The following is a 21,100-nucleotide window of genomic DNA, read 5'->3' on the forward strand; positions in this document are numbered from 1 at the left end:
AGGATGGGCGCGCTGGACATCAAGCTCCTCCGCGACTTCGGGCGGCTCTGGGCGCAAGCGCTTGCCATCGCCCTCGTCATTGCCGGAGGCGTGGCGACGCTCATCCTCGCCGTCGGATCCTACCGTTCCCTCGACGAGACGCGCACTGCCTACTACGAACGCTACCGCTTCGCCGACGTCTTTGCTTCGGTAAGCCGCGCGCCAAAAACGCTTGTCGACCGGATTGCCGAGATTCCCGGCGTTGCTTCGGTCGACACACGAATTGCCAAGCTCGTGCTGCTTGACATATCGGGTTATCTGGAGCCGGCGACAGGTGAAGTCATATCCCTGCCCGAAACCCAGGAGGCTTCGCTCAACCTGCTCTACATGCGTGTTGGTCGCATGCCGGAGCCCGGACGCGCCGAAGAGGTCGTCGTCAACGAGGGCTTTGCCTTGTCCCACGGCTTTCAGCCCGGGGCCCGATTCTCGGCAATATTGAACGGCCGGAAACGTGAATTGACGATTGTCGGGATCGCGCTGTCTCCCGAGTTCATCTACGCGGTCGGGCCAGGCGACATCATGCCGGACGATCGCCGCTTCGGCCTCATCTGGATGTCGGAAAAAGCGCTCGCCAGCGCCTACGATCTCGATGATGCGTTCTCGTCCGTGTCGTTGAAGCTGCTGCGGGGCGCGTCCGAGAGTGAGGTCATGATGCGCCTCGACGCCCTGCTTGAGCGCTATGGCGGACGAGCGGCCTACGGGCGCAAGGACCAGACTTCGCACGCCTGGCTGAACCACGAACTCGATATGCTCAACAACATGAGTCGGACGCTGCCGCCGATTTTCCTTTTGGTGTCGGCATTCCTGGTCAATCTCACACTGAGCCGGCTCGTAGCTCTGGAACGCGAGCAGATCGGGCTCATGAAGGCGCTGGGATACAACAACGCCAGCATCGTCATGCACTACCTCAAATTCATCACCGTCATCGTGATGATCGGCATTGTAATCGGCAGCGCAGCGGGCACTTGGCTGGGGATGCGCATCACCGGTCTGTTCGGCGACTTTTTCCACTTTCCGTTCCTCGTCTTCACAAAGAGCCCGGACCTCTACGTCATCGCCGCCTTCCTCAGTCTGGCGGCTGCAATCATCGGGGCGGTGCGCGCGCTTCGCGAGGTCGTGCGATTGGCGCCTGCCGTCGCGATGCAGGCGCCGGCGCCCCAGCGCTATCGCAGACTGCTGCCTGCGAGCTTCAAAGTCGACAGGTTGATGTCGCAGCCGACCACGATGATGTTGCGCAACATCACTCGTCATCCAGTCAGGTCGTTGTTCACGACGCTCGGAATTGCACTGGCGACAGCCATCCTGATCGTTTCCCTTTTCACGGGCGATGCGATGGAGCACCTGATCGACGTGACGTATTTCCTGGCCGACCGACAGGACGCCACCGTCAGTTTCGTGGAAAGACGCCCGCTCGACGTCGTCCTTCAGATAGCACGGCTTCCGGGCGTTCTCGCCGCGGAGCCGTACCGCGAGGTCCCCGTCCGCATAAGGAACGGCAACGTTCAGCGCCGCATCATGATCAGCGGCAGGCCGCGTAACGCCGATCTCAACCGCATCATTGATGTCGACCTGCGGCCGGTCGGCCTGCCAGAAGGGGGTCTGGCGATTTCGAGCATGCTTGCGAGTATCCTGGGAGTGAGGGTTGGCGATCCCGTCGAGCTCGACTTGCTGGAAGGAACAAGGCGGACCGTTGTCGTCCCTGTGGCAGCCCGGGTCGAAGACTACTTCGGCATCCGCGGGATGATGGATTCAGACACGCTCGCGCGCCTGATGCGCGAAGCGCCGTCACTGAACAGCGTCAATGTCAGCCTCGACCAGACCAGCCGTGAAGCGTTCTATGCTGCCATCAAGGACATGCCGATTGTCGGTGGCCTGGCTTTGCAGCGCGTCTCGCTTGCGAATTTCCGCAAACTGGTTGCCTTGCTGATCACGACAATGGCCAGCATCTACACCGGGCTGGCTGCCGTCATAGCGTTCGGTGTCGTCTACAACAGCGCCCGGATCTCGCTTTCCGAACGGGCGCGGGAGTTGGCCAGCTTGCGCGTCCTTGGCTTCACCCGGGGTGAAGTGTTGCGCATCCTCCTATTGGAACTCGCCCTGCTCACATTGATCGCGCAGCCGCCTGGATGGCTCATTGGCTATGGTCTTGCCTGGATTATGCAGAAGAACCTGGCCGGCGAACTGATGCGGGTGCGCCTGATCGTCGAGCAACCCACCTACGTCTTCGCCAGCACGATTGTGATCGCCGCGGCCGTGCTTTCTGCGCTCGTCGTTCGCCGAAGGCTCAACGAGCTGGACCTTGTCACCGTTCTCAAGACACGAGATTGAACCATGCGCACGATCTGGATGAAGCGAACGTTGGGCATTGCAGCGTTGACCATCTTGGGCGCCAGCGCCGTCTGGTTCGCATGGCCGCGGCCGATTGCAGTGGATCTTGCAACGGTGACGAAAGGTTCCATGGAAGTCACGATCGACGACGAAGCGAAAACGCGCGTGCGCCACGTCTATACAGTGTCGGCTCCCATCGCCGGCAAAGTCCTGCGCATCTCTCCGCCGCGTCACGTGGGAGATCAGGTCACCAAGGACGAAACCGTCGTGGCTGTGATGCAGCCGACACTGCCGAGCTTTCACGATGCGCGCACCCACGAGGAACTGCTGGCGGCGCTGGCTGCGGCCGATGCGACGGTAAACCTTGCGGCAGCCGAAATGCGCCGGATCGAGGCTGCGCTTGTATTTTCGAGAACGGAGTTGGGGCGGGCGGAGGCGCTGGCGCGCACAGAAGCGATCTCCCTAAAGGTTCTCGACACAGCCAAATTCGACGTTGAGACCAATGAAGCAGCGCTTGCCAGTGCGAAAGCCCAACTCGAGGTCCGCCGAAACGAGCGTAACAGCGTTGCAGCCCGGCTTGGTGAGCAGTCGGGAACCGCGCCGGAGCCAGATCCCGCCTGCTGCATACAGTTGCGCGCTCCCGTGGCAGGCAGCGTGCTGAAGATCATTCAGGAGAGCGAAGGGGTAGTCCAAGCCGGTGCACCGCTGATCGAAATCGGCGACCCGCTCGATCTCGAAATCGTCGCGGACCTGTTGTCGACCGACGCTGTCCGCATAAAGCAAGGCGCGCCGGTCTGGATCGACAACTGGGGTGGACTGCCGGTCCAGGGCCGCGTCTCCCGCGTCGATCCGGCGGGCTTCACCAAGGTTTCAGCCCTTGGCATCGAGGAACAACGGGTCCGCACGACGATCGACTTCACCGACCCTCCGGCGAAGTGGTCGGGGCTAGGACATGATTACCGCGTGATCGTGCATGTCACGATCTGGAAGGGCGATGACATCCTGGCCGTCCCGGTGGCTGCCCTGTTCCGACAAGGAGACGACTGGGCGGTATTCGCGGTAAGGGACGGCCATACACGGGTATCTATCATCAAGATCGGTCAGCGAAACAGCCGTACGGCGGAGGTTCTGTTGGGCCTTGCCCCAGGCGATCGCGTGGTACTGCACCCGAGCGACAGGGTCACGGACGGCGTGACCGTCGCGGAGCGCGATGTCCAATACTCTCAATAGCTAGTGTCGGAACGGCAAAGTCGATGGGAAAGGCGGCAACCAGCGGGAACTGGCGGGTGGACAACAAAGGACGACATTTATGGCGAGACGGCACTTCGACGGATTATGTTTGAACGTCTTCTTTTTAGTCCTCTCGCGGCGTCCCTCCGGTGAGTAGCAACGATGCCTCGGGTCAGGTCACGACATCGTCGTGATGACCTGAATGTCGGCCAGCTCTCATGTGTCGTCCCCGCCTAAAGCCAACCTGTCGCAATCAGCCCAAGGCTGACGAGCGGGCATGCGCCGCATATCGGCCGTTGAGGTCGAGCTTTGCTACCACGGGACCGGTCGATAGTGTCTCCTGATCTTCTTGTGAAACCGCTCACAAAGCCTAGGATCGCCAACGCTTCTACTCATGCTATGATCTCTTTAAGGCCATGCAAGAACAAGTAGTTTGTTCTTGCGGAGTCTATCGCCGCGCAAAGACATTGTGCTTAGCACCCGCATAATGAGCCTGCCAGCCGCCTTGTGCGCTGCAGGCGACGAGGACTATCCAGCCTCTGAACGTCTCCGCCAACGCCGACATGGACATTCGATTCGAACATTGACGCGAGAGGTGATAGTCTGACCTTGGAACCTTGGAAGGAGGAAAATGCGCGCCATTGCACTATTTGCCGGCGTGTTGGTGACTCCGCCCTCGATGGCGGCGGAGCAGCTGATCTTTTACACAGCTAGTTTTCCAGATGCCACGTCGGTCCAGCTCAGCGTCGTGAACAACAATGTCTCGCTATATGGGGACTATGACTTTGACGTCGCTATTGGCCTAGTCGAGACGGACGCGAACGGCGCCATCAGGTATGAAGATGGCGGCAGGCACCGTGCACAAGTTCGCTGTAACTATCCGGCATATGTGAGCGTAGGTGCGCGAAAATATCCCATAGAGATGCCTCTGAGCCGCTCCGCACGTGACGACTGGAAAGAAAATCTCTGGAGGATTTTCTGCCCGGCACCTTCATCCTGACTTCCGTACCCATGGCATTGCTCGACCGGGTTACTTGATACCGGTGACCGTGATGCGTCCGTTGACGCGATCGGCTGTGAACTCGATCGCCTGACCCGTTTTGACCTTGTCGAGCAGGCCCTGCTCGGCGACGACGAACACCATCGTCATCGCTGGCATGTCGAGATTGGTCAGCGGCCCATGCTTAATCGTCAGCTTCTGCTGTTTGGCGTCGACCTTGATGACTTCGCCCTTCACGTATTCCTGCGCAAGCGCGCTCCCGCCGATGGCGAGAACGAGCGCGAGCGTTGAGAGTGTCTTTACCAATAGTGTCATGACTGCTTCCTTTGTGTTTTCGAATTCAGTTGGCGACGCTGATGTCGCCCTTCATGCCGGAATCGTAGTGACCCGGCACAAGGCAGCCGAAACCGAATTCGCCGGCATTGGCGAACGTCCAGATGATCTCGCCTCTGGCGCCGGGCGCCAGCCGGATCGCGTTGGGATCGGCGTGCTCCATCTCGGGGAACTTCTCCATCAGCGCCTTGTGCTCCATGATCCCCTCATGGACGTCCATGACGAACTCGTGGTCGACTTGGCCTTTGTTGACGAACTTCAGGCGAACGGTCTCGCCCTTCCTCACCTTGAGGACGGCCGGCTGGAACAACATTTTTCCATCGTCCTTCTCCGACATCGAGATGTTGATAGTCCGCTTTGCCTTGCTCGCCTCGCCAGGGTTGCCGATCGGCATGGTGGCGGCTTTACCGCCATGGCCTCCGGCGTGGCTTCCACCGGCAAGAGCGGCTCCGGAACTGAGCGCCGTCAAAACGGCCGCTACGATCATACGTTTCATGCTGCACTTTCTCTCATTGTTGAGGTTGCGAGGTTCGGTTCTCATCCCTGTTTGCCGTGCGCTGCCGGGGCCATGTATTCGGGCCGGACCCGCCGTACCTTGTCGGTGACGTTCGACTTATCGAGGCCGAACACCGTCGGCACATCGTGATCCACCACGTTGGATCGTGTAATGCGACTTGTGGCCATCGATGCCAGTTTCTCGCTTTTCTGGTATCGAGCTCAACATCCACATGGCGCCGACGGGGTGTCGAGCGACATCTCCGACGATGCTAGGATCTTGTTTCAAACCGAGGTTCGCGCACTCGCGAGCGAAGGCCGTTGCAAGAACGCTATTGCTCGACGACACCATGCGCCACAACATTTTTCATACATTTTTGTAAGGCTTGCGTATGGCTCGTGGCCACCCGCGGGTGGTTGTCGACCTCGATGCAGATCTCTCAGGAACGGAATAGTGGACGACCCAGGCAACCCCGTGTGCGGCAATCTCCCAGCGCCTCAAGCAGACGCGACAGTCAAACATTCGTTTTCATTGATGTCTGGTTCCGCGCGCGCCCTTTTGCCTTTGAAGCATCATTGGATAATTGGATAGACATGCATCCCCGCAAAGAAACTGTGTCAGCCAGCAGCATGTGCCATTTCATAAGCTGACCTTCCGGACTTTGCTTTTGTCATGGCCACGCATGAGAATCACAAAAATGTAAATCGGAGCGAAGGTGCCCGTGAATTCGACCCGATAGCCTGTTGTTGCTGAGCGTTGGAACGCTCACTTTCGACAAGAGGACTGAACCATGAAACACACTATCGGATATGCATTGATTGTCTTCGCCGCAACGACCGGTGTCGCCAACAGCGGCACGAACTCGACAAGCCCGCGCATCGGCGAGGTCTTGCACGGCCATGGATCGACGGGCGAAACCACGAAATCGGCATCCAACCCCGACATATCTTCCCAAGTGCTCGACAATGGCGATATCGAGAAGACCGATTCCCCCTATAACCGAGTCGAAGCTGTGAGCCCCTCATCGTGGCAGGGCGGGAGCCCCCGCCAGCGCGCCAGTTGGGCGGGCCGGTAGCAGGACCAACACCGCAGTTCCGCATCTTCCCACGGAGCCAGTGCAGGGCAAACCAGCTGGCAGCACTGCCGGCTGGTTTGCCTTTTTTATAATTTCGTCTCAAGTGATATGAACATCCGTCTAAGTGACTGATCTCAATTATGGTTACGGGGGAACTCTGTTTCCACAATTAAGCCGGGGCTATTGTCCTTCAGGGAAATTGTCGCGCCATGCATGTCCGATATCGCCTTGACCAGGCTGAGGCCGAGCCCTGTCCCTTCGGTGGTCCGGCTCTTTTCTAAGCGATAGAAGCGTTTGAACACCTTCTGCCGCTCCGCCGCCGGGATGCCCGGTCCGTTGTCGCTGACGACGATTGCGCAGCGATTCGCCTGCGTCGTGACACCGATCGCAATCCGAGATCCTCGTTGTGTGTGGCGCATTGCGTTGACGATAAGGTTCACGCACATCTGCTTCAGCAGATCGGCATCGCCCCATATAAATGAGGCCGTGTTTCGGCTGTCATTGGACTGAACCAGCGAACGCTCGGCGTCTTCCACGATGTGACTATAGATATCGTAGATTTCGGCGACCAGTTCCGAAATGTTCACCTTCGCAAATCGAGAACGGCGGGCGCCGGACTCGATCTGCGAGATGCGCAGCAAGCCCTCGAAGGTGCCTGCTATATGCGAGACTTCGCTCATCGCTTTTTCGACAAGGGATCTCGTGGTCGTTTGGTCTTTGCTTTCGGAAGCAGCCTCAAGCGTTAGAAACAGCCGGCCGACCGGCGTCTTGAGGTCGTGAGCGATGTCGGTCGTTACCTGCGTCATCGCCGCGACACTAGCCTGTAGCTGTGCCAGCGCGACGTTGACCTCAGTTGCCAGCACGTCGATGTCATCGGTGCGTAAGGAGACCGGCAAGCGGGTAGCGAGATCGCCGGCGCCAACGGACTTCATCGCATCCGAGAGTCTGGCGATGCGCCGTCGCGTGCGGAACGCCAAAACTGCGCCCGCGCCGAGACCTCCAGCAAGCACGATCGCCGTTGCCCAGCCGAAGCTGATAAGCGCAATGCTGCGCAAGCGATTTGTGTCGTCATAGCTTACCCCGACGGTCAGGTCGTAGCCGTCCAGGTTCTTCCGGTAGAGCCTGTAGTTATTGGGCGCCGCCTCGTGGCTTGTCGGTGCGCGCGTGGAAAATCCGGGCGGCACAGTGGAAACATCAATGTTGCCAGCCAGGAAGCCGCCTTCGGGATCCTTCAGTGCGTAAAGCGTCTCCTGTCCCCTGATTGCCGGACCATGGCTTCGGATCATGGCAGCAGCGCCATCGACACCGTTCGCGTCATAAGCGAAAGAAATCTCCCGGAATCGCTCCATCACATGGGAATCCAGCCGCTCGTAAAGGTAGGCGGCGACCATGTTGTAAGCGACGAAATTGGCTCCCAGAAACGAGAGCAGAAACAGGGAGATGTAGAACGCGGCGAGTCGGATGGACGTACTTCTGGCGATACTAGCGTTGGCCATGGATGGAGTAGCCGGTATTGCGTGTATTGCGCAGGAGCGGAACATCGAATGGTCTGTCGATCTTCGCCCGCAGTCGGCTGATATGGGTTTCCACCACGGTGCTTTGCGGGTCGAAGTTGAAGTTCCAGATCCGCTCAAGGAGCATGGTCTTCGTCAGTATGCGGCCCTCGTTACGCATGAGGAGTTCAAGCAGCGCGAATTCCCGAGGGAGCAACTCGATCGTCGTTCCGCCGCGGGTGGCGAGGCGGCTGAAGAGATCCAGTTCCAGATCAGCCACCTTCAGCTTTGCCTTTTCGGGGGTGATCGGAGGGCGCCTTTGCAGAGCATTGATCCGAGCCAGGAGTTCGGAGAATGCAAAGGGCTTGATCAAGTAATCGTCCGCACCTGCCTCCAATCCCTCAACTCGATCGTTGACACCGCCCACCGCCGTCAGGAAGATCACTGGGACCTTTCCGCCGGCGCCTCGAAGACCCCGCACGAGCGACAAACCATCGAGGCCTGGCAGCATCCGATCCACAATTGCGACGTCATAGGGCTCGCGCAGTCCGACAAGCAAAGCATCGCGCCCGTCTGTCAGGACATCGACCACATGGCCGGAAGAGCTCAGTCCATTTTCGACGTAACGGCTGATTTGTTCGTCGTCTTCGACTAGAAGAATTTTCATAATAGCAATCTCTCATCTGGCCTGGCGCGCCAAGCGTTGATGACCTTTTATCCTTTGCTTCTGTCAGCGATGCGGACGAAGCGATGTCTCAGTGGGGCCTTGCCTGGCTCGGCGCCATTGGTCGGTGACGCAGTTTTCCATCAGCTAGGTAGTGGGTTTTGCTGTCTCAACATCCATAGACTGGATCGACAACACGGTTTGCAAGCGAAAGCGCCTTGCAGCTTTCACGACTATTGACCACTTGTAGCGTCATTTGGCGTATCCCTTCATTGTGCCGCAAATCCAGCACAAGGCTGATCCGCGGCGCTCATCACCTCGCAAGCGATCGCGCCGGGATCGCTTGCGAGAGCGGTCAGTTGCGCTTCGGATTGGTTTTCACCCCGCGACGCTGGCCGGGTTACTTGATACCGGTGACCGTGATGCGTCCGTTGACGCGATCGGCTGTGAACTCGATCGCCTGACCCGTTTTGACCTTGTCGAGCAGGCCCTGCTCGGCGACGACGAACACCATCGTCATCGCTGGCATGTCGAGATTGGTCAGCGGCCCATGCTTAATCGTCAGCTTCTGCTGTTTGGCGTCGACCTTGATGACTTCGCCCTTCACGTATTCCTGCGCAAGCGCGCTCCCGCCGATGGCGAGAACGAGCGCGAGCGTTGAGAGTGTCTTTACCAATAGTGTCATGACTGCTTCCTTTGTGTTTTCGAATTCAGTTGGCGACGCTGATGTCGCCCTTCATGCCGGAATCGTAGTGACCCGGCACAAGGCAGCCGAAACCGAATTCGCCGGCATTGGCGAACGTCCAGATGATCTCGCCTCTGGCGCCGGGCGCCAGCCGGATCGCGTTGGGATCGGCGTGCTCCATCTCGGGGAACTTCTCCATCAGCGCCTTGTGCTCCATGATCCCCTCATGGACGTCCATGACGAACTCGTGGTCGACTTGGCCTTTGTTGACGAACTTCAGGCGAACGGTCTCGCCCTTCCTCACCTTGAGGACGGCCGGCTGGAACAACATTTTTCCATCGTCCTTCTCCGACATCGAGATGTTGATAGTCCGCTTTGCCTTGCTCGCCTCGCCAGGGTTGCCGATCGGCATGGTGGCGGCTTTACCGCCATGGCCTCCGGCGTGGCTTCCACCGGCAAGAGCGGCTCCGGAACTGAGCGCCGTCAAAACGGCCGCTACGATCATACGTTTCATGCTGCACTTTCTCTCATTGTTGAGGTTGCGAGGTTCGGTTCTCATCCCTGTTTGCCGTGACCACCGTGCGCTGCCGGGGCCATAGTTCTTGCGTCGCCTGACTTCGTCGGAGCGGGGACATCCCGCTTCCACTCATAGGCCACGGTTCCCGCGGGGTGCTGGTACCAGCCAGGATCGGTGTAGTCGTTCGAGGCGAGCCCCTCGCGAACCTTGACGACTGAGAACATGGAACCCATCTCGATGGGGCCGAATTGCCCCCAGCCATCCATCATCTTGATGGTGTTGTCGGGCAGCGGCATTTCCATTTCGCCCATATCGGCCATGCCGCGATTGCCCATCGGCATATAGTCGGGCTGAACCTTTCGGATCTTGTCGGTCACCTTTGTCTTGTCGACACCGATGAAGGTCGGCACATCGTGTCCCATGGCGTTCATCGTGTGGTGCGATTTGTGGCAGTGGATCGCCCAGTCGCCCTCATACTTGGCTTCAAACTCATAGGCGCGCATCGCTCCGACCGGAATGTCGATCGACACCTCCGGCCAGCGTGCCTCGGGGCGAACCCAGCCGCCATCGGTGCAGGTCACTTCGAAGTCATAGCCATGCATGTGGATCGGGTGATTGGTCATGGTCAGATTGCCGACCCTCACCCGCACCCTGTCGCTCTTTGACACTACCAGGGGACTGACTCCCGGAAAAATGCGGCTATTCCAACACCACAGGTTGAAGTCGGTCATCTCCATGACCTTAGGGACGTAGGATCCCGGTTCGATGTCGTAGGCATTCAGCAGGAAGACGAAATCCCGGTCGACCCGCATGTATTTCGGGTCCTTGGGATGGATCACGAAGAAGCCCATCATGCCCATGGCCATCTGGACCATCTCGTCGGCATGAGGATGGTACATGAAGGTGCCGCTCTTCACGAGGTCGAACTCGTAGACGAAGGTCTTGCCAGGCTGGATGTGCGGCTGGGTGAGGCCACCGACGCCGTCCATGCCGTTGGGCAGGATCATGCCGTGCCAGTGGATCGTCGTGTGCTCCGGCAGCTTGTTTGTTACGAAGATGCGGACGCGGTCGCCTTCAACCGCTTCTATGGTCGGGCCGGGGGACTGGCCGTTGTAACCCCAGAGATAGGCGGTCATGCCGGGCGACATTTCGCGCTCGACCGGCTCGGCCACGAGGTGGAACTCCTTCACACCGTTGTTCAAGCGATGAGGGAGTGTCCAGCCGTTGAGCGTCACGACCGGTTGGTAGTCAGGTCCGCTCGTCGGGACAATCGGAGGCTGCATGTCTGGAGAGTCCATGAGCGGAGCGTCGGGCAGCCCCATTGCGGATGTTTTGGTCCATGCAGTGGCGCCTGCGAGCAGGGCTCCCGCGCCTAGCAACTGACGTCTTGAAAGCATTTTGTTCTCCTTGAGTTCAGTGGCCTTCGGCGCCCGCTTCGGCTGGGGCCGGTGCATCGCCGGCTCCAGATGAGCCTGTGCCGCCACCGTGGATGGCGGTTCCGAGATTGACGTCGGCCAGCCAGAAATTGCGCTTGGCATTGAGGGAAAGCATGATCGAGCTGATTTTCGCGCGTGTGTCCGCCAGCAGCTCGAACGTGTTGGTGATCATGCCGTTGTAGGTGAGGACCGTTTCCGCCTCGATTTTTGTGCGCAGCGGCACAACATTGTTCCGATAGTGCCGGGCAATGTCGTAGGTCGAACGGTAGGCATCATAGGCGGATCTAGCCTCTGACCGGATATTGACGGCCCTTTCCGCGATCCGGTTTGCGGCTTGCATGTAGGCAAGCTCGGCCTTGCGAATGCGCGCCTTGCCGGTGTCGAAGATCGGAATGACGAACTCGAGTTCGAGAGTGGGTGAGACACTCGTCTCGGTTCCGCCCTCCTCCGTATCCTCGCGTTCCACCTCCACGCCGGAAAGTAGTTCCAGGTCGCTGACATAGCGCGTTGCCTCGGTCAGACCGTAGGATTTCGCCAGAGCTTCCAGCTCAAGTTTCGCGATCTCGAGGTCGACGCGATTTTTTAGCGCCTCCGCCTCGATCGCGCGTTTGGCCTTGGCGCCTTTGGGCAGGGCTGGAAGCATGTTGGGGATTGAGTAATCGACATCCGGTCCCCATAGACCCATCAGCCGGGTGAGCTCTTCCTTGGCGGTCCGTGCCGCAAGCCGCGTCTCCGCCGCCTGACCGGTGATCTCGGCATAAAAAACGTGCTCGCGGGCTTGCCCGGTCTTTGTGAAGGCACCCGTCTCGCCGAGTTTTTGCGCGAGTTCAGAAGCAGCATCGGCGGCAGCCTGCGCCTTGTTCAAATAGGAAACGCTCTCACGGGCCGAGACAGCGTTGATCCAGGCCCGCCGCGTGTCCGCGGCCAGCCGTAGCGTTTCCTCGGCGGCGCGGAGCTGGGCCTGACGGAAACGGGCATCCGCGACCGCAACGCGCCGCTTGTGCGTCGCCATGGCAAGAATGTTGCTGACCACCGCTCCTTCGATCGTCCGCACAGGATCGACGCCGATCATGCCGACCGAGATCGTCGGATTGACGAGCATCGATTCCTGCCACATGTCGGCCGCCGACAGGCCGATCTCGGCGTAGGCGGCCTGCAGGCCTTTATTGTTGAGCAAGGCGACCTGCACCGCGGTGTCTGGACCGATTGTCTCCTTCTGGACCAGGCGCTTCACGTGCTCCGAGACCGTCCGCGCTTCATCGCTGGACTGAACCCACACCGTTTGGTTGCCGGTTACGGCTTCGGCACGCGCCGCGACTGTCGTGAAGCCGGCCACGGGGGCCGAGATGCCATCAAGGGTCCCGCTGGACACGCATCCGCTGGCAATCAGCGGGACAGTCAATACCGCAGCTATGGTCAGTAACCGGCGCGTCATGATCCGGCCCCCGGGTTCGCGGGAGAGAGTTCTTCATTAAGACGCCGCCAATTCTTCGGATCGACCGGCTCCCGACGGTTATAGTCGACGACGGCCGGGTGGTGACGCGCATCACGGACGCCCATTGCGGGATCGGCCGGATTGAAGACTGGAAGGATGTCTGGCGGCGTGGTTGCCGCGCATCCGGCAACTAACAGCGATGCGAGCATCGCGGAGCTTGCGATTTTCATTGTAGACCTGAATCTTGACGTGTGCATTTGGCCGCGCGGGAGCGAATTCCCAACGCTGCGCGCGAACGCCCTCAAAAGAGGCGTCAGTTCAGATGTATCTTGGGGGTCTAATCAGCGCTTTATATTCGCCGAGCGGCAAAGTGACGGCAATGACGGGCGCAAAGCAGCGGGAGATCACATGCTCCAACTCGGGACAATCGACTGGCACCGCATGTGCCGGCGCGCAATGCACTTCACAGCTCTTGTCGGCGGATTGCTTGTCGCCGTGCTGATGCTCCGACGTATCCGCCTCATTCACCGTGGCGCCGTGATGGCTCATGTCGTGTGCAGGTGTCTCGGCTTGCAGATCCGCGCTGGCGTGAAAACCCGTGGCATTGGCTGTGGCGAATAGACCAGGCTGAAGCGCCGACATGACCAGGAATACGACCGCCAGCAGAGCGCGGAGCGGTACGCTTCCTAGGATCGCGATTCGACCAACAGTCCTCATCGGCCCTTCCCACAATTGTTCGGCTGATTTGTCAAGGCCGCCTTCAACCAGTTTGCTGCAGTGCAACCAAAAGTGAGGATCGTTGCAAGAACGGTATGGCTCGAAGCCGCCATGCGCCACAATATTTTTCATACATTTTTGTATGGCCTGTTTATGGCTCATGCCCAAATGAACGCAACCGCGCTGCGATGTCGGCGATTTCGGTTTTACGTCAGGCTCAGCACCGCTCCGGCAACAACCAAATAACGCGAGACCTTCGCGAGAGCGACGATTACGACAAAGCTCCACTCGCGCAAAACCCCAGCGACCACGCTCAGCGGATCGCCGATGATCGCATCCTGCTCAACAAGAGCGACCATCTTCCATAACGGCAATACCAGTTCGTTGCGCGGTTGAGCGTCGCAGGACGCAGGGGAAACCAGGGCCTATCCCGCAAGCGTTCAATCCCTCGACCAAGCCCCCAGTTTGCCGCAGAACCCAGGACGTTGCCCATGCTGGCGAGAAAAATCAGCATTGCCGGCGAGAGGGAGTCCCGCAAGGGCGGCCTCCGACTGCGACGGAAGGATCGTCGCCGCAGCGAAGGCAACAGCAAACGAATCGTCTTCGGCGGCAGCCCGGACTTTTCGGAGGCAGCTCCAATGTTCATTCGTGTCTCCTCGTATTTGATACGAGAGAGATACTCTTTCCAGCTGCTGGAAGGTCAAGAGCATCCGGAAAAACTGCGCGAGCCTGTCAGGACCATAGGCAGGGATCAGGCGGCCCGTGCCGAAGACTGCCCGGGCGACGTGCTGCCGCCAAATCGCCGCGTTAGGCGACGGACCTCACGGGTTCAAACGTGACATCGAGAACCGCGTCGAGCTGCTGATCCATGAAACGCTCCGGTATGCTCTTTACCAGGAAGTTGCGAAGAGGGACGACAAGCGGGTTCTGCCATTGCGCGACTTTGGCATAGAGGCGTGATTCAGCCGCGACCCTACGTGCCCTGTCGAGGCGGCGCTTGTCATATTCGCGGAGGGCCTCGTCGGCCGGAAGCCGTCCGAACAACGCTGTAAGAACCTGCCGCGTCTTCCATGGCAAGTCCACCTCCTTGCCCTAGATCGGGTGTCACGGCATGCGCGGCGTCGCCAAGCAAAACCGCATTTCCGCGCGTAAACGAGGGTATCGGATCGAGATCAAGTATATCCGTCCAGATCAGCGAGTCCGCCGGTGTCCGATCGAGGACCTCAGGGACGGGATCGTGAAAGCCGGAAAACATCGCCTTCACTCCGGCAAGATCGGCCTGAGCCAGCTTGGGATCGTGTAGGCGCTCGGCCCCGCAGCACGCAAACCAGTAGACCCTTTCGCCGGGAATCGCGGCCAGCCCGATGCGTTTGCCGGCCCCCCAGCTCTCGGTAAGACGCGCAGGGTCCATTCCCTGGGGGAGACCGGGCGAGATGGCGCGCCAGCAGGCGTAGCGGGCGAAATGCTCGCGCGACTTTGGAAAGAATGCCCTACGAACAGCGGAGTGAATGCCATCGCAAGCGAGCACCAGCTCGCTTTCCACTATCTCCCCATCCGCGAAGTGCAGGACGATTTTCTCGCCGACCTGGCGGGCATCCACGCATTCCATGTCGGTGCGAATAACAGAGCGCGGCAGCTCCGTAAGAAGCGCCCGATGGAGATCGCCGCGGTGCAGCACGGCCATACTGAGGTGACCATATCGCTGGCTGAAGCGCTGAAAATCCGTCGATTGAAGGACTTGTCCTTCGTCGTCGAGAAGATCGAGTCTGTGTATCGGCTGCGCCTCGGCAACAACCGTTTCGTAGAGCCCGAGCACACGAAGGGCACGAAGCGCATTAGCGCTAAGACTGAGGCCCGTACCCAGAGGCTTTAGTTCGCTCGCCTGCTCGTAAATCTCGGTCTCCCATCCGAGGAGTCGCAGTCCCTTGGCAACTGCAAGTCCGGCGATTCCTGCGCCAATGATGACTGCGCGCATGTTCACGGTCCTTCGCCTTCTTCACGCGGGAACACTTTGCGACATCAAATTGTTCCCGGCGAAAGGCAGGTGAAACACGCCACACGCTTTCTCCAATTTCGCTCGAAGTGAGTTCTGCCGGGCCGAGCCAGGCTCTAGATGTGCTCGAGATTGCCAGGGCATGGTCAAAGGGCGGGCGATCCATTGCCGGTCCGCTGCCACGGGCATTTTGGTGCGGGATCTCGGAGAGGTGGCTCATTGATCCGTAGCTGATGAACTCTCTCTATGCGATCGAGCTAGTTCAGGATCTGGGCAAGGAACAGTTTGCTGCGCCGGTGACGCGGATGCGAGAAGAATTCCGAGGGCGTGTTCATCTCAACGATCTCGCCCTGGTCCATGAAGACGACGCGGTCGGCGACCTGGCGGGCAAATCCCATCTCGTGCGTGACACACAGCATGGTCATGCCATCCCCCAGCCAGCGCGACCATCGTGTCGAGCACTTCTTTGACCATTTCCGGATCGAGTGCCGACGTCGGCTCGTCGAAGAGCATGATTTTCGGGCTCATACAGAGCGCACGCGCGATCGCAACCCGCTGCTGCTGACCGCCTGAAAGCTGGCCGGGATATTTGTGCGCCTGGTCCGGAATCTTCACCCGTTCCAGATAATGCATGGCGGTCTGCTCGGCTTGTGCGCGCCGCATCCTGCGCACCCAGATCGGCGCCAGCGTCAGGTTCTCCAGAATGGTTAGGTGCGGGAACAGGTTGAAATGCTGGAACACCATGCCGATGTCGCGGCGAATTAGGTCTATCTTCTTCAAATCATTGGTGAGTTCGACGCCGTCGACGACGATCTGTCCCTGCTGGTGCTCCTCCAGCCGGTTAATGCAACGGATCATGGTCGACTTGCCCGAGCCCGAGGGCCCGCAGATCACCAGCTTTTCGCCGCGAAGGACTGTCAAGTCGATGTCCTTCAGCACATGGAAGTTCCCGTACCACTTGTTCATCCCGGTCATTTCGATTGCCGGCGGATCATTGGGATCGGTCATGGGCGGAACGCGCTTGGCGGCGGACGACAACATCACAACATTTCCTAGTGAGCGGTTGGGCCGCGCCGCTCCAGGAAGTCGGCGAAGCGGGCGAATGAGAATGAGAGTGCGAAGAAGATCGCCCCGATAAACAGGAACGTCTCGGCCGCTGGCGATGGCCAGTCCGGGTCGGCCAGCGCCGCTTTACCGGAGCTGATCAGGTCGAACAGGCCGACCACCAGGACAAGGCTGGTGTTCTTGATCATGACGATGATCGTGTTGGCCAGCGCCGGGATCGCCACCCGGATCGCCTGCGGCAGGATCACCAGATATTGAGTGCGCCAGAAGGGCAGGCCAACCGCAGCCGCGGCCTCGTACTGGCCATTCGGAATGGCCTGCAGGCCGCCGCGGATCACCTCGGCGAGATAAGCCGCGGCGAAGATGGTGAGGGCGACCAGCGCGCGCACGAACTTGTCAGGCAAGAGGGCCTCGGGCAGGAACAGCGGCATCATGATCGATGCCACGAACAGGATGGACAAGAGCGGTAGTCCGCGCACCGATTCTATCAGGACCACAGCGCCGATGCGTATCATGGGCATGGTCGAGCGCCTGGCCAGCGCCAGGAGGATGCCGACGGGGAAGGCGACGCCAATCGCAACGACGGTGAGGATGAGTGTCACCGGCAGGCCGCCCCAGGACGAGGTCGGAACCTCGGCTAGGCCGAAACCGCCGGCCATCAGCCAGAAGATCAAGACGAGCGCCGCCATCCAGAGCGCTGCCAGCCGCGGCGCCCAGCTGGCGGGCCGCACCGACCAGGCAAGCAGCGCCAGGATAAGCACGCAGACGATGGCGGGGCGCCAGCGTTCGTCGAGCGGATAGATGCCGAACAGCAACTGCCCGGACTTGGCATAGATGAAGCTCCAGCACGCTCCGGCGGCCACCCGGCACGCGCGTGGACTGGGGTCGAACAGCACGGCGTCGATTACCAGCCAGCGCAGCATCGGCGGTACCGTGGCGACGAGCAGAACGCCGAACAACAGCGTCAGGACGGCATTGAGTGGCGTGCCGAACAGGAGCATGGCTGACCGCCGCAAAGCGCCGAAGCGGATCTGTCCTGGCATTGGCTCGGCCGGAAGGGGAAGAGACAGGGCCTTCATGGTTCAGCGCTCCACGATGGCGATGCGACGGTTGTACCAATTGGCCGCGCTCGAGAGGCTCAGGTTGAGGGCGAGATAGACGCCGAGGATGATGAACACGCCCTCGATCGAATGGCTGGACTTGCTGATGATGGTGTTCATGACCGCAAGGAAGTCCGGATAGCCGACCGCGATCGCCAGCGTCGAATTCTTGACGACGTTGATGTATTGGCTGTTGAGCGGCGGGACGATCACCCGCAGCATCTGCGGGATGATGATCAGACGCAATATTTTGCCGCGTGGCAGGCCGAGCGAATGACCTGCATCCCACTGACCGCGGCCGACCGAAAGCACGCCGCCACGCACGATCTCGGCGACGAAGCCGGTGGTGTAGATGGTCAGCCCGATGAGGATGGTGCTGAGTTCGGGCGTCAGGTCCTTGCCGCCTTTGAAGTTCGACCCAGTGAAGGTCGGCCAGTCGACGGAGAACTTCGCATCGGCAAGCCAGAGCCCGGCAATGCCAACCGCGAGGATCGCCGGCGCGGTCAGCGGTGGCAGCCATCCTCTTCTCGCCGCCGCCCAGCCAGCGGCCGCCAGTGCCAGAGCGAGAGCAATGACGAGCAATCCCGCGGTGGCGACGTCCATGCTGACGGCCGGCACCACAAAGCCGCGCATGGAGGCGTAAACGCCTGGCAGCGGATTGAGCGCTTCGCCGACCGGCGGCAGCACCTTCCACCACAGCGAGTAGAGAAAGATCAGAAGCACGATCGGCGGTGAATTGCGTGCAACCTCCACCCATACGCGGCAGGTGCCCGCCGCCAGGGGATTGCTGCTCAGCCGGGTGATGCCGACGACGAGGCCGAGCGCGGATGAAAAGACGATGACGAGCGCGGAGATGAAGACCGTATTGGCGAGCCCGGTCGCGATCGCCCAGTAATAGGGGTCCCGCGACTTGTAAGTGAGGATTGCTTCGGAGATGACGATCCTTGACGGCATCGTCAGGAAATCGAAGCCGATCGGGATGCCGCGTGCCCTGAGATTGGCGAAAGTCGTGCTGACGAGCAGGGCAGCGAAGGCGGCAGCCACGGCCACCAGGGCACACTGGATGATGATCGATCTGGTCCTGGCGTCGCTCAGCATTTCGACCTCGACGGTTCGCGGCGTTGGCAGGGAAAGGGAACGGCGGGCGCGTCCCCTTCATGTGCAGCTCAATCCCAAGGGAAAGGATAGTTGAGGCCGCCGTCCTTCCACAACGCGTTCAGGCCGCGCTCGACCTTCAGTGGGCTGTCCTTGCCGAGATTGCGATCCCAGATCTCGGCGTAGTTGCCCATTTGTTTGATGACGTTGTAGGCCCACTTGTCGTCCAATCCGAGCGGCTTGCCGAAACCGGGCTCCTCACCCAGCACGCGTTTGACTTCCGGACTGCCCGAGGCAAGCTTTTCATCGACGTTTTGCGAGGTGATGCCGTTGGCCTCGGCCCAGAACAGCGCATTGAGTGTCCAACGCACGACGTCGAAAAGCTGATCGTCACCGCGGGCGACCGCGACTCCATTGGGTTCGGCGGCCCTGCCGACTCGGATGATGTCGTAGTCGTCCGGGTTCTTGGCCACCGAGGCACGCTGTCCTGCTGCCGCGGTGCCGTCGGTGACGTAGGAATCGCAGCGGCCGCCAAAGAAGGCGTCGCGCGCTTGAACGGTCGAGTCGTAATAGACTTTCTCCATCGCGATCCCGAACTCTTCCTCGGTTTCCTCGATCGCTTTCTCGGTCAGGCTGCCACCGCCTTGCAGGCAGACGGTCTTTCCGTCCAGCAGTTTGGGCTCGGTGATGTTATCGGCCTTGCGCACGAGCATGCCGTCCGTGTCGTAGAGATTGATCCAGACGAAGCGGACAACCGTATCACGACTGTAGGTGATGGTGGATGTGCGCGACAGAACGTCGATTTCCCCAGTCTGTAGCGCAGCAAAACGCTGGCCTGCGTTAAGGGGCACGTAACGGATCTTGTCTCTGTCGCCGAGGATGGCGACCGCGAAAGTGCGGCAGATGTCGGAATCGAACCCGCGATAATACCCCTTCTCGTCCGGCCGGGATAGACCGGGCACGCCCTGGCTGGCGCCGCAGCTGACATAGCCGCGCTCCTTGATCTTGTTGATTACCGCCTGCGCGCTGGCGTCCACGGCGCCCGTAGTCAGGCTGGCCAATCCTATCGCCAGACCCGTGAGCCATTTCAGACCTTGATGTTTCATAATCATTCCCCTTGTCGTTGAGTTGTCGTCATTCTGCGGCGTTGACGTCGGCCGCGGCGGTTCCGTTGCGCCGGGCTTCAGCAAAAAGTTCGAAGGCCTGAGAAAGGTCGGCCAGAAGATCTTCGAGCGCCTCAAGGCCGATCGACAGGCGCCAGACCGGGCCGGGCTTCAGCCAGTCGAGGCTGGCGCGGCCCTTGCGGGGATCGCTGACGGCAATCAGCGAATGCACGCCGCCCCAGCTTGCGCCGAGCCTGAACAGCCGCAGGCTGCGCAGAACATCGGATTGCAGTGGCGCCAGTTCCGGCCGCAGCACGAAGGAGAACACGCCCGCCGATCCGGCGAAGTCACGCTTCCAGACCGCGTGGCCGGGATGGCCAGGCTCCGCAGGATGCAAGATCTGCGCGACTTCCGGGCGCCCCGACAGCCAGGCGACAATCTTGCGCGCTGTACCGTCGGCGTGGCGCATGCGCACCGGCATCGTCATCAGGCCGCGCTCGCACAGCGCGCAATCCTCGGGCGAGACGCCATAGCCAAGGAAACGCGCTGTATCCTTTAGGCGCCGGAACAGGGCATGGTCATGCACTGCGAGCGAGCCCATCAAGAGGTCGCCGTGGCCGCCGGCGTGTTTGGAAAGCGCCTGCATCGAGATGTCGACGCCATGAGCGAGCGGCTTGAACAGCAGATGCGAGGCCCAGGTGTTGTCGGCCGCAACGAGCGCGCCGGCCTTGTGGGCCGCGGCCGTGATGGCTGGCACATCCTGAACTTCGAAGGTGGCTGAGCCAGGCGATTCTGCCCAGACCAGCCGCGTTCTGCCGTCGATCATGGCCGCGATACTTGCGTCCAGCCGTGGATCGTAGGAAACCGCCTCGATCCCGAGTGGGCCGAGAAAACGCTCGGCCATGTCGCGCGCCGGGCCATAGAGCGTCTCCGGGATCAGAACGCTTTCGCCGCCACGGCAGACAGCCATGGTCGCCAGCGTCATGGCCGCCATGCCCGACGGGACGACGAGAGCCCGCGATCCGCATTCCAACACGGCGATATGATCTTCGAGCTGCCGGCTGGTCGGTGTGCCGTAAAGTCCGTAGCTGAACCCGTCGTACAGACGCTCGACGCGAAGCTCGAACGATTCCAGATCGTCAAAGACCACGGTCGAGGCTCGCTCGACCGGCATCGCCACCGCCTGGAACGGTTCCTCGGAGCGCTTGGGAGGATGGACATGTGAAGTGTCATCGCGTCGGTTCATAGGCGCAGCTTAGCCGGCTCACCCATTGCCATCTATGACCGCAGCGATAA

General features: G+C 60.3%; 20 protein-coding genes and 2 pseudogenes. 4 read left to right on the forward strand and 18 right to left on the reverse strand.

Features of this window, described 5'->3' with window-relative positions:
• Positions 1 to 3: 3 nt before the first annotated feature.
• The 3 genes from NKJ73_RS21505 (at position 4) to NKJ73_RS21515 (ending at position 4,597) form a co-directional block, all read left to right on the forward strand.
• The gene (locus NKJ73_RS21505; protein WP_352455628.1) at positions 4 to 2,367 is read left to right on the forward strand and encodes an ABC transporter permease; all 2,364 of its coding nucleotides are present in this window, start codon (positions 4 to 6) and stop codon (positions 2,365 to 2,367) included.
• 3 nt (positions 2,368 to 2,370) lie between these two features.
• Complete coding sequence (locus NKJ73_RS21510; RefSeq protein ID WP_352455541.1) at positions 2,371 to 3,597, forward strand: efflux RND transporter periplasmic adaptor subunit; 1,227 nt, start codon at positions 2,371 to 2,373, stop codon at positions 3,595 to 3,597.
• A gap of 631 nt (positions 3,598 to 4,228) precedes the next feature.
• On the forward strand, positions 4,229 to 4,597 hold the full coding sequence (locus NKJ73_RS21515; RefSeq protein WP_352455540.1) for a hypothetical protein: 369 nt from the start codon (positions 4,229 to 4,231) through the stop codon (positions 4,595 to 4,597).
• Positions 4,598 to 4,627: 30 nt separating this feature from the next.
• Here the strand turns inward: NKJ73_RS21515 and NKJ73_RS21520 are convergent, their stop codons facing one another.
• The 3 genes from NKJ73_RS21520 to NKJ73_RS21530 are packed head-to-tail and all read right to left on the reverse strand — an operon-like array spanning position 4,628 to position 5,614.
• On the reverse strand, positions 4,628 to 4,912 hold the full coding sequence (locus tag NKJ73_RS21520; protein WP_352455535.1) for a copper-binding protein: 285 nt from the start codon (positions 4,910 to 4,912) through the stop codon (positions 4,628 to 4,630).
• Between the two features lie 25 nt (positions 4,913 to 4,937).
• Positions 4,938 to 5,426: a cupredoxin domain-containing protein gene (locus NKJ73_RS21525; RefSeq protein ID WP_352455534.1), complete on the reverse strand. Its 489-nt coding sequence runs from the start codon at positions 5,424 to 5,426 to the stop codon at positions 4,938 to 4,940.
• A gap of 41 nt (positions 5,427 to 5,467) precedes the next feature.
• Positions 5,468 to 5,614 carry a hypothetical protein gene (locus tag NKJ73_RS21530; RefSeq protein WP_352455539.1) on the reverse strand — a complete coding sequence of 49 codons (147 nt, stop codon included), beginning with the start codon at positions 5,612 to 5,614 and terminating at the stop codon, positions 5,468 to 5,470.
• A gap of 602 nt (positions 5,615 to 6,216) precedes the next feature.
• On the opposite strand from NKJ73_RS21530, the gene NKJ73_RS21535 reads away from it, so the two are divergent.
• Positions 6,217 to 6,501 carry a hypothetical protein gene (locus NKJ73_RS21535; protein ID WP_352455538.1) on the forward strand — a complete coding sequence of 95 codons (285 nt, stop codon included), beginning with the start codon at positions 6,217 to 6,219 and terminating at the stop codon, positions 6,499 to 6,501.
• Between the two features lie 134 nt (positions 6,502 to 6,635).
• Here NKJ73_RS21535 and NKJ73_RS21540 read toward each other — a convergent pair whose 3' ends face one another.
• The 15 genes and pseudogenes from NKJ73_RS21540 to NKJ73_RS21610 form a co-directional block, all read right to left on the reverse strand.
• Complete coding sequence (locus NKJ73_RS21540) at positions 6,636 to 7,997, reverse strand: sensor histidine kinase (protein ID WP_352455537.1); 1,362 nt, start codon at positions 7,995 to 7,997, stop codon at positions 6,636 to 6,638.
• Entirely contained in the window at positions 7,984 to 8,661 is a 678-nt protein-coding gene (locus NKJ73_RS21545) for a response regulator (RefSeq protein WP_352455536.1), read from the reverse strand. The genes NKJ73_RS21540 and NKJ73_RS21545 overlap by 14 nt, the downstream gene beginning before the upstream one ends.
• Before the next feature lie 397 nt (positions 8,662 to 9,058).
• Positions 9,059 to 9,343: a copper-binding protein gene (locus NKJ73_RS21550; protein WP_352455535.1), complete on the reverse strand. Its 285-nt coding sequence runs from the start codon at positions 9,341 to 9,343 to the stop codon at positions 9,059 to 9,061.
• Positions 9,344 to 9,368: 25 nt separating this feature from the next.
• A complete protein-coding gene (locus NKJ73_RS21555; RefSeq protein ID WP_352455534.1) occupies positions 9,369 to 9,857 on the reverse strand; it encodes a cupredoxin domain-containing protein in 489 nt (162 codons plus the stop codon).
• 41 nt (positions 9,858 to 9,898) lie between these two features.
• Complete coding sequence (locus tag NKJ73_RS21560; RefSeq protein ID WP_352570956.1) at positions 9,899 to 11,257, reverse strand: multicopper oxidase family protein; 1,359 nt, start codon at positions 11,255 to 11,257, stop codon at positions 9,899 to 9,901.
• A 16-nt stretch (positions 11,258 to 11,273) separates the two neighbouring features.
• Positions 11,274 to 12,731, reverse strand: a complete 1,458-nt coding sequence (locus NKJ73_RS21565) for a TolC family protein (protein WP_352570957.1) — start codon at positions 12,729 to 12,731, stop codon at positions 11,274 to 11,276.
• Complete coding sequence (locus NKJ73_RS21570) at positions 12,728 to 12,961, reverse strand: hypothetical protein (protein WP_352455531.1); 234 nt, start codon at positions 12,959 to 12,961, stop codon at positions 12,728 to 12,730. Before NKJ73_RS21570 ends, NKJ73_RS21565 begins: the two co-directional genes overlap by 4 nt.
• Positions 12,962 to 13,049: 88 nt before the next feature.
• Positions 13,050 to 13,610: a hypothetical protein gene (locus NKJ73_RS21575; protein ID WP_352455530.1), complete on the reverse strand. Its 561-nt coding sequence runs from the start codon at positions 13,608 to 13,610 to the stop codon at positions 13,050 to 13,052.
• A 44-nt stretch (positions 13,611 to 13,654) separates the two neighbouring features.
• A pseudogene (locus NKJ73_RS21580) lies at positions 13,655 to 14,014 on the reverse strand (YqaA family protein).
• Positions 14,015 to 14,448: 434 nt separating this feature from the next.
• The gene (locus NKJ73_RS21585) at positions 14,449 to 15,423 is read right to left on the reverse strand and encodes an FAD-dependent monooxygenase (protein WP_352455529.1); all 975 of its coding nucleotides are present in this window, start codon (positions 15,421 to 15,423) and stop codon (positions 14,449 to 14,451) included.
• A 275-nt stretch (positions 15,424 to 15,698) separates the two neighbouring features.
• Positions 15,699 to 16,449, reverse strand: a pseudogene (locus NKJ73_RS21590) (amino acid ABC transporter ATP-binding protein).
• Positions 16,450 to 16,493: 44 nt separating this feature from the next.
• On the reverse strand, positions 16,494 to 17,585 hold the full coding sequence (locus NKJ73_RS21595; RefSeq protein WP_352455527.1) for an amino acid ABC transporter permease: 1,092 nt from the start codon (positions 17,583 to 17,585) through the stop codon (positions 16,494 to 16,496).
• Between the two features lie 3 nt (positions 17,586 to 17,588).
• On the reverse strand, positions 17,589 to 18,704 hold the full coding sequence (locus NKJ73_RS21600; protein ID WP_352570959.1) for an amino acid ABC transporter permease: 1,116 nt from the start codon (positions 18,702 to 18,704) through the stop codon (positions 17,589 to 17,591).
• Positions 18,705 to 18,772: 68 nt separating this feature from the next.
• The gene (locus NKJ73_RS21605; RefSeq protein ID WP_352455525.1) at positions 18,773 to 19,891 is read right to left on the reverse strand and encodes a transporter substrate-binding domain-containing protein; all 1,119 of its coding nucleotides are present in this window, start codon (positions 19,889 to 19,891) and stop codon (positions 18,773 to 18,775) included.
• Positions 19,836 to 21,050, reverse strand: a complete 1,215-nt coding sequence (locus NKJ73_RS21610; protein ID WP_352455524.1) for a trans-sulfuration enzyme family protein — start codon at positions 21,048 to 21,050, stop codon at positions 19,836 to 19,838. The genes NKJ73_RS21605 and NKJ73_RS21610 overlap by 56 nt, the downstream gene beginning before the upstream one ends.
• Positions 21,051 to 21,100: the final 50 nt, after the last annotated feature.

Source organism: Mesorhizobium sp. M0074, assembly GCF_040322975.1.
GTDB lineage: Bacteria > Pseudomonadota > Alphaproteobacteria > Rhizobiales > Rhizobiaceae > Mesorhizobium.

Coding starts and splice junctions, on each gene's coding strand:
- NKJ73_RS21540 (WP_352455537.1), bottom strand. CDS start 7,997: ATGGCCAACGCTAGTATCGCCAGAAGTACGTCCATCCGACTCGCCGCG.
- NKJ73_RS21595 (WP_352455527.1), bottom strand. CDS start 17,585: ATGAAGGCCCTGTCTCTTCCCCTTCCGGCCGAGCCAATGCCAGGACAG.
- NKJ73_RS21575 (WP_352455530.1), bottom strand. CDS start 13,610: ATGAGCCATAAACAGGCCATACAAAAATGTATGAAAAATATTGTGGCG.
- NKJ73_RS21510 (WP_352455541.1), top strand. CDS start 2,371: ATGCGCACGATCTGGATGAAGCGAACGTTGGGCATTGCAGCGTTGACC.
- NKJ73_RS21610 (WP_352455524.1), bottom strand. CDS start 21,050: ATGAACCGACGCGATGACACTTCACATGTCCATCCTCCCAAGCGCTCC.
- NKJ73_RS21545 (WP_352455536.1), bottom strand. CDS start 8,661: ATGAAAATTCTTCTAGTCGAAGACGACGAACAAATCAGCCGTTACGTC.
- NKJ73_RS21535 (WP_352455538.1), top strand. CDS start 6,217: ATGAAACACACTATCGGATATGCATTGATTGTCTTCGCCGCAACGACC.
- NKJ73_RS21560 (WP_352570956.1), bottom strand. CDS start 11,257: ATGCTTTCAAGACGTCAGTTGCTAGGCGCGGGAGCCCTGCTCGCAGGC.
- NKJ73_RS21530 (WP_352455539.1), bottom strand. CDS start 5,614: ATGGCCACAAGTCGCATTACACGATCCAACGTGGTGGATCACGATGTG.
- NKJ73_RS21515 (WP_352455540.1), top strand. CDS start 4,229: ATGCGCGCCATTGCACTATTTGCCGGCGTGTTGGTGACTCCGCCCTCG.
- NKJ73_RS21585 (WP_352455529.1), bottom strand. CDS start 15,423: ATGCGCGCAGTCATCATTGGCGCAGGAATCGCCGGACTTGCAGTTGCC.
- NKJ73_RS21520 (WP_352455535.1), bottom strand. CDS start 4,912: ATGACACTATTGGTAAAGACACTCTCAACGCTCGCGCTCGTTCTCGCC.
- NKJ73_RS21525 (WP_352455534.1), bottom strand. CDS start 5,426: ATGAAACGTATGATCGTAGCGGCCGTTTTGACGGCGCTCAGTTCCGGA.
- NKJ73_RS21550 (WP_352455535.1), bottom strand. CDS start 9,343: ATGACACTATTGGTAAAGACACTCTCAACGCTCGCGCTCGTTCTCGCC.
- NKJ73_RS21565 (WP_352570957.1), bottom strand. CDS start 12,731: ATGACGCGCCGGTTACTGACCATAGCTGCGGTATTGACTGTCCCGCTG.
- NKJ73_RS21600 (WP_352570959.1), bottom strand. CDS start 18,704: ATGCTGAGCGACGCCAGGACCAGATCGATCATCATCCAGTGTGCCCTG.
- NKJ73_RS21505 (WP_352455628.1), top strand. CDS start 4: ATGGGCGCGCTGGACATCAAGCTCCTCCGCGACTTCGGGCGGCTCTGG.
- NKJ73_RS21555 (WP_352455534.1), bottom strand. CDS start 9,857: ATGAAACGTATGATCGTAGCGGCCGTTTTGACGGCGCTCAGTTCCGGA.
- NKJ73_RS21570 (WP_352455531.1), bottom strand. CDS start 12,961: ATGAAAATCGCAAGCTCCGCGATGCTCGCATCGCTGTTAGTTGCCGGA.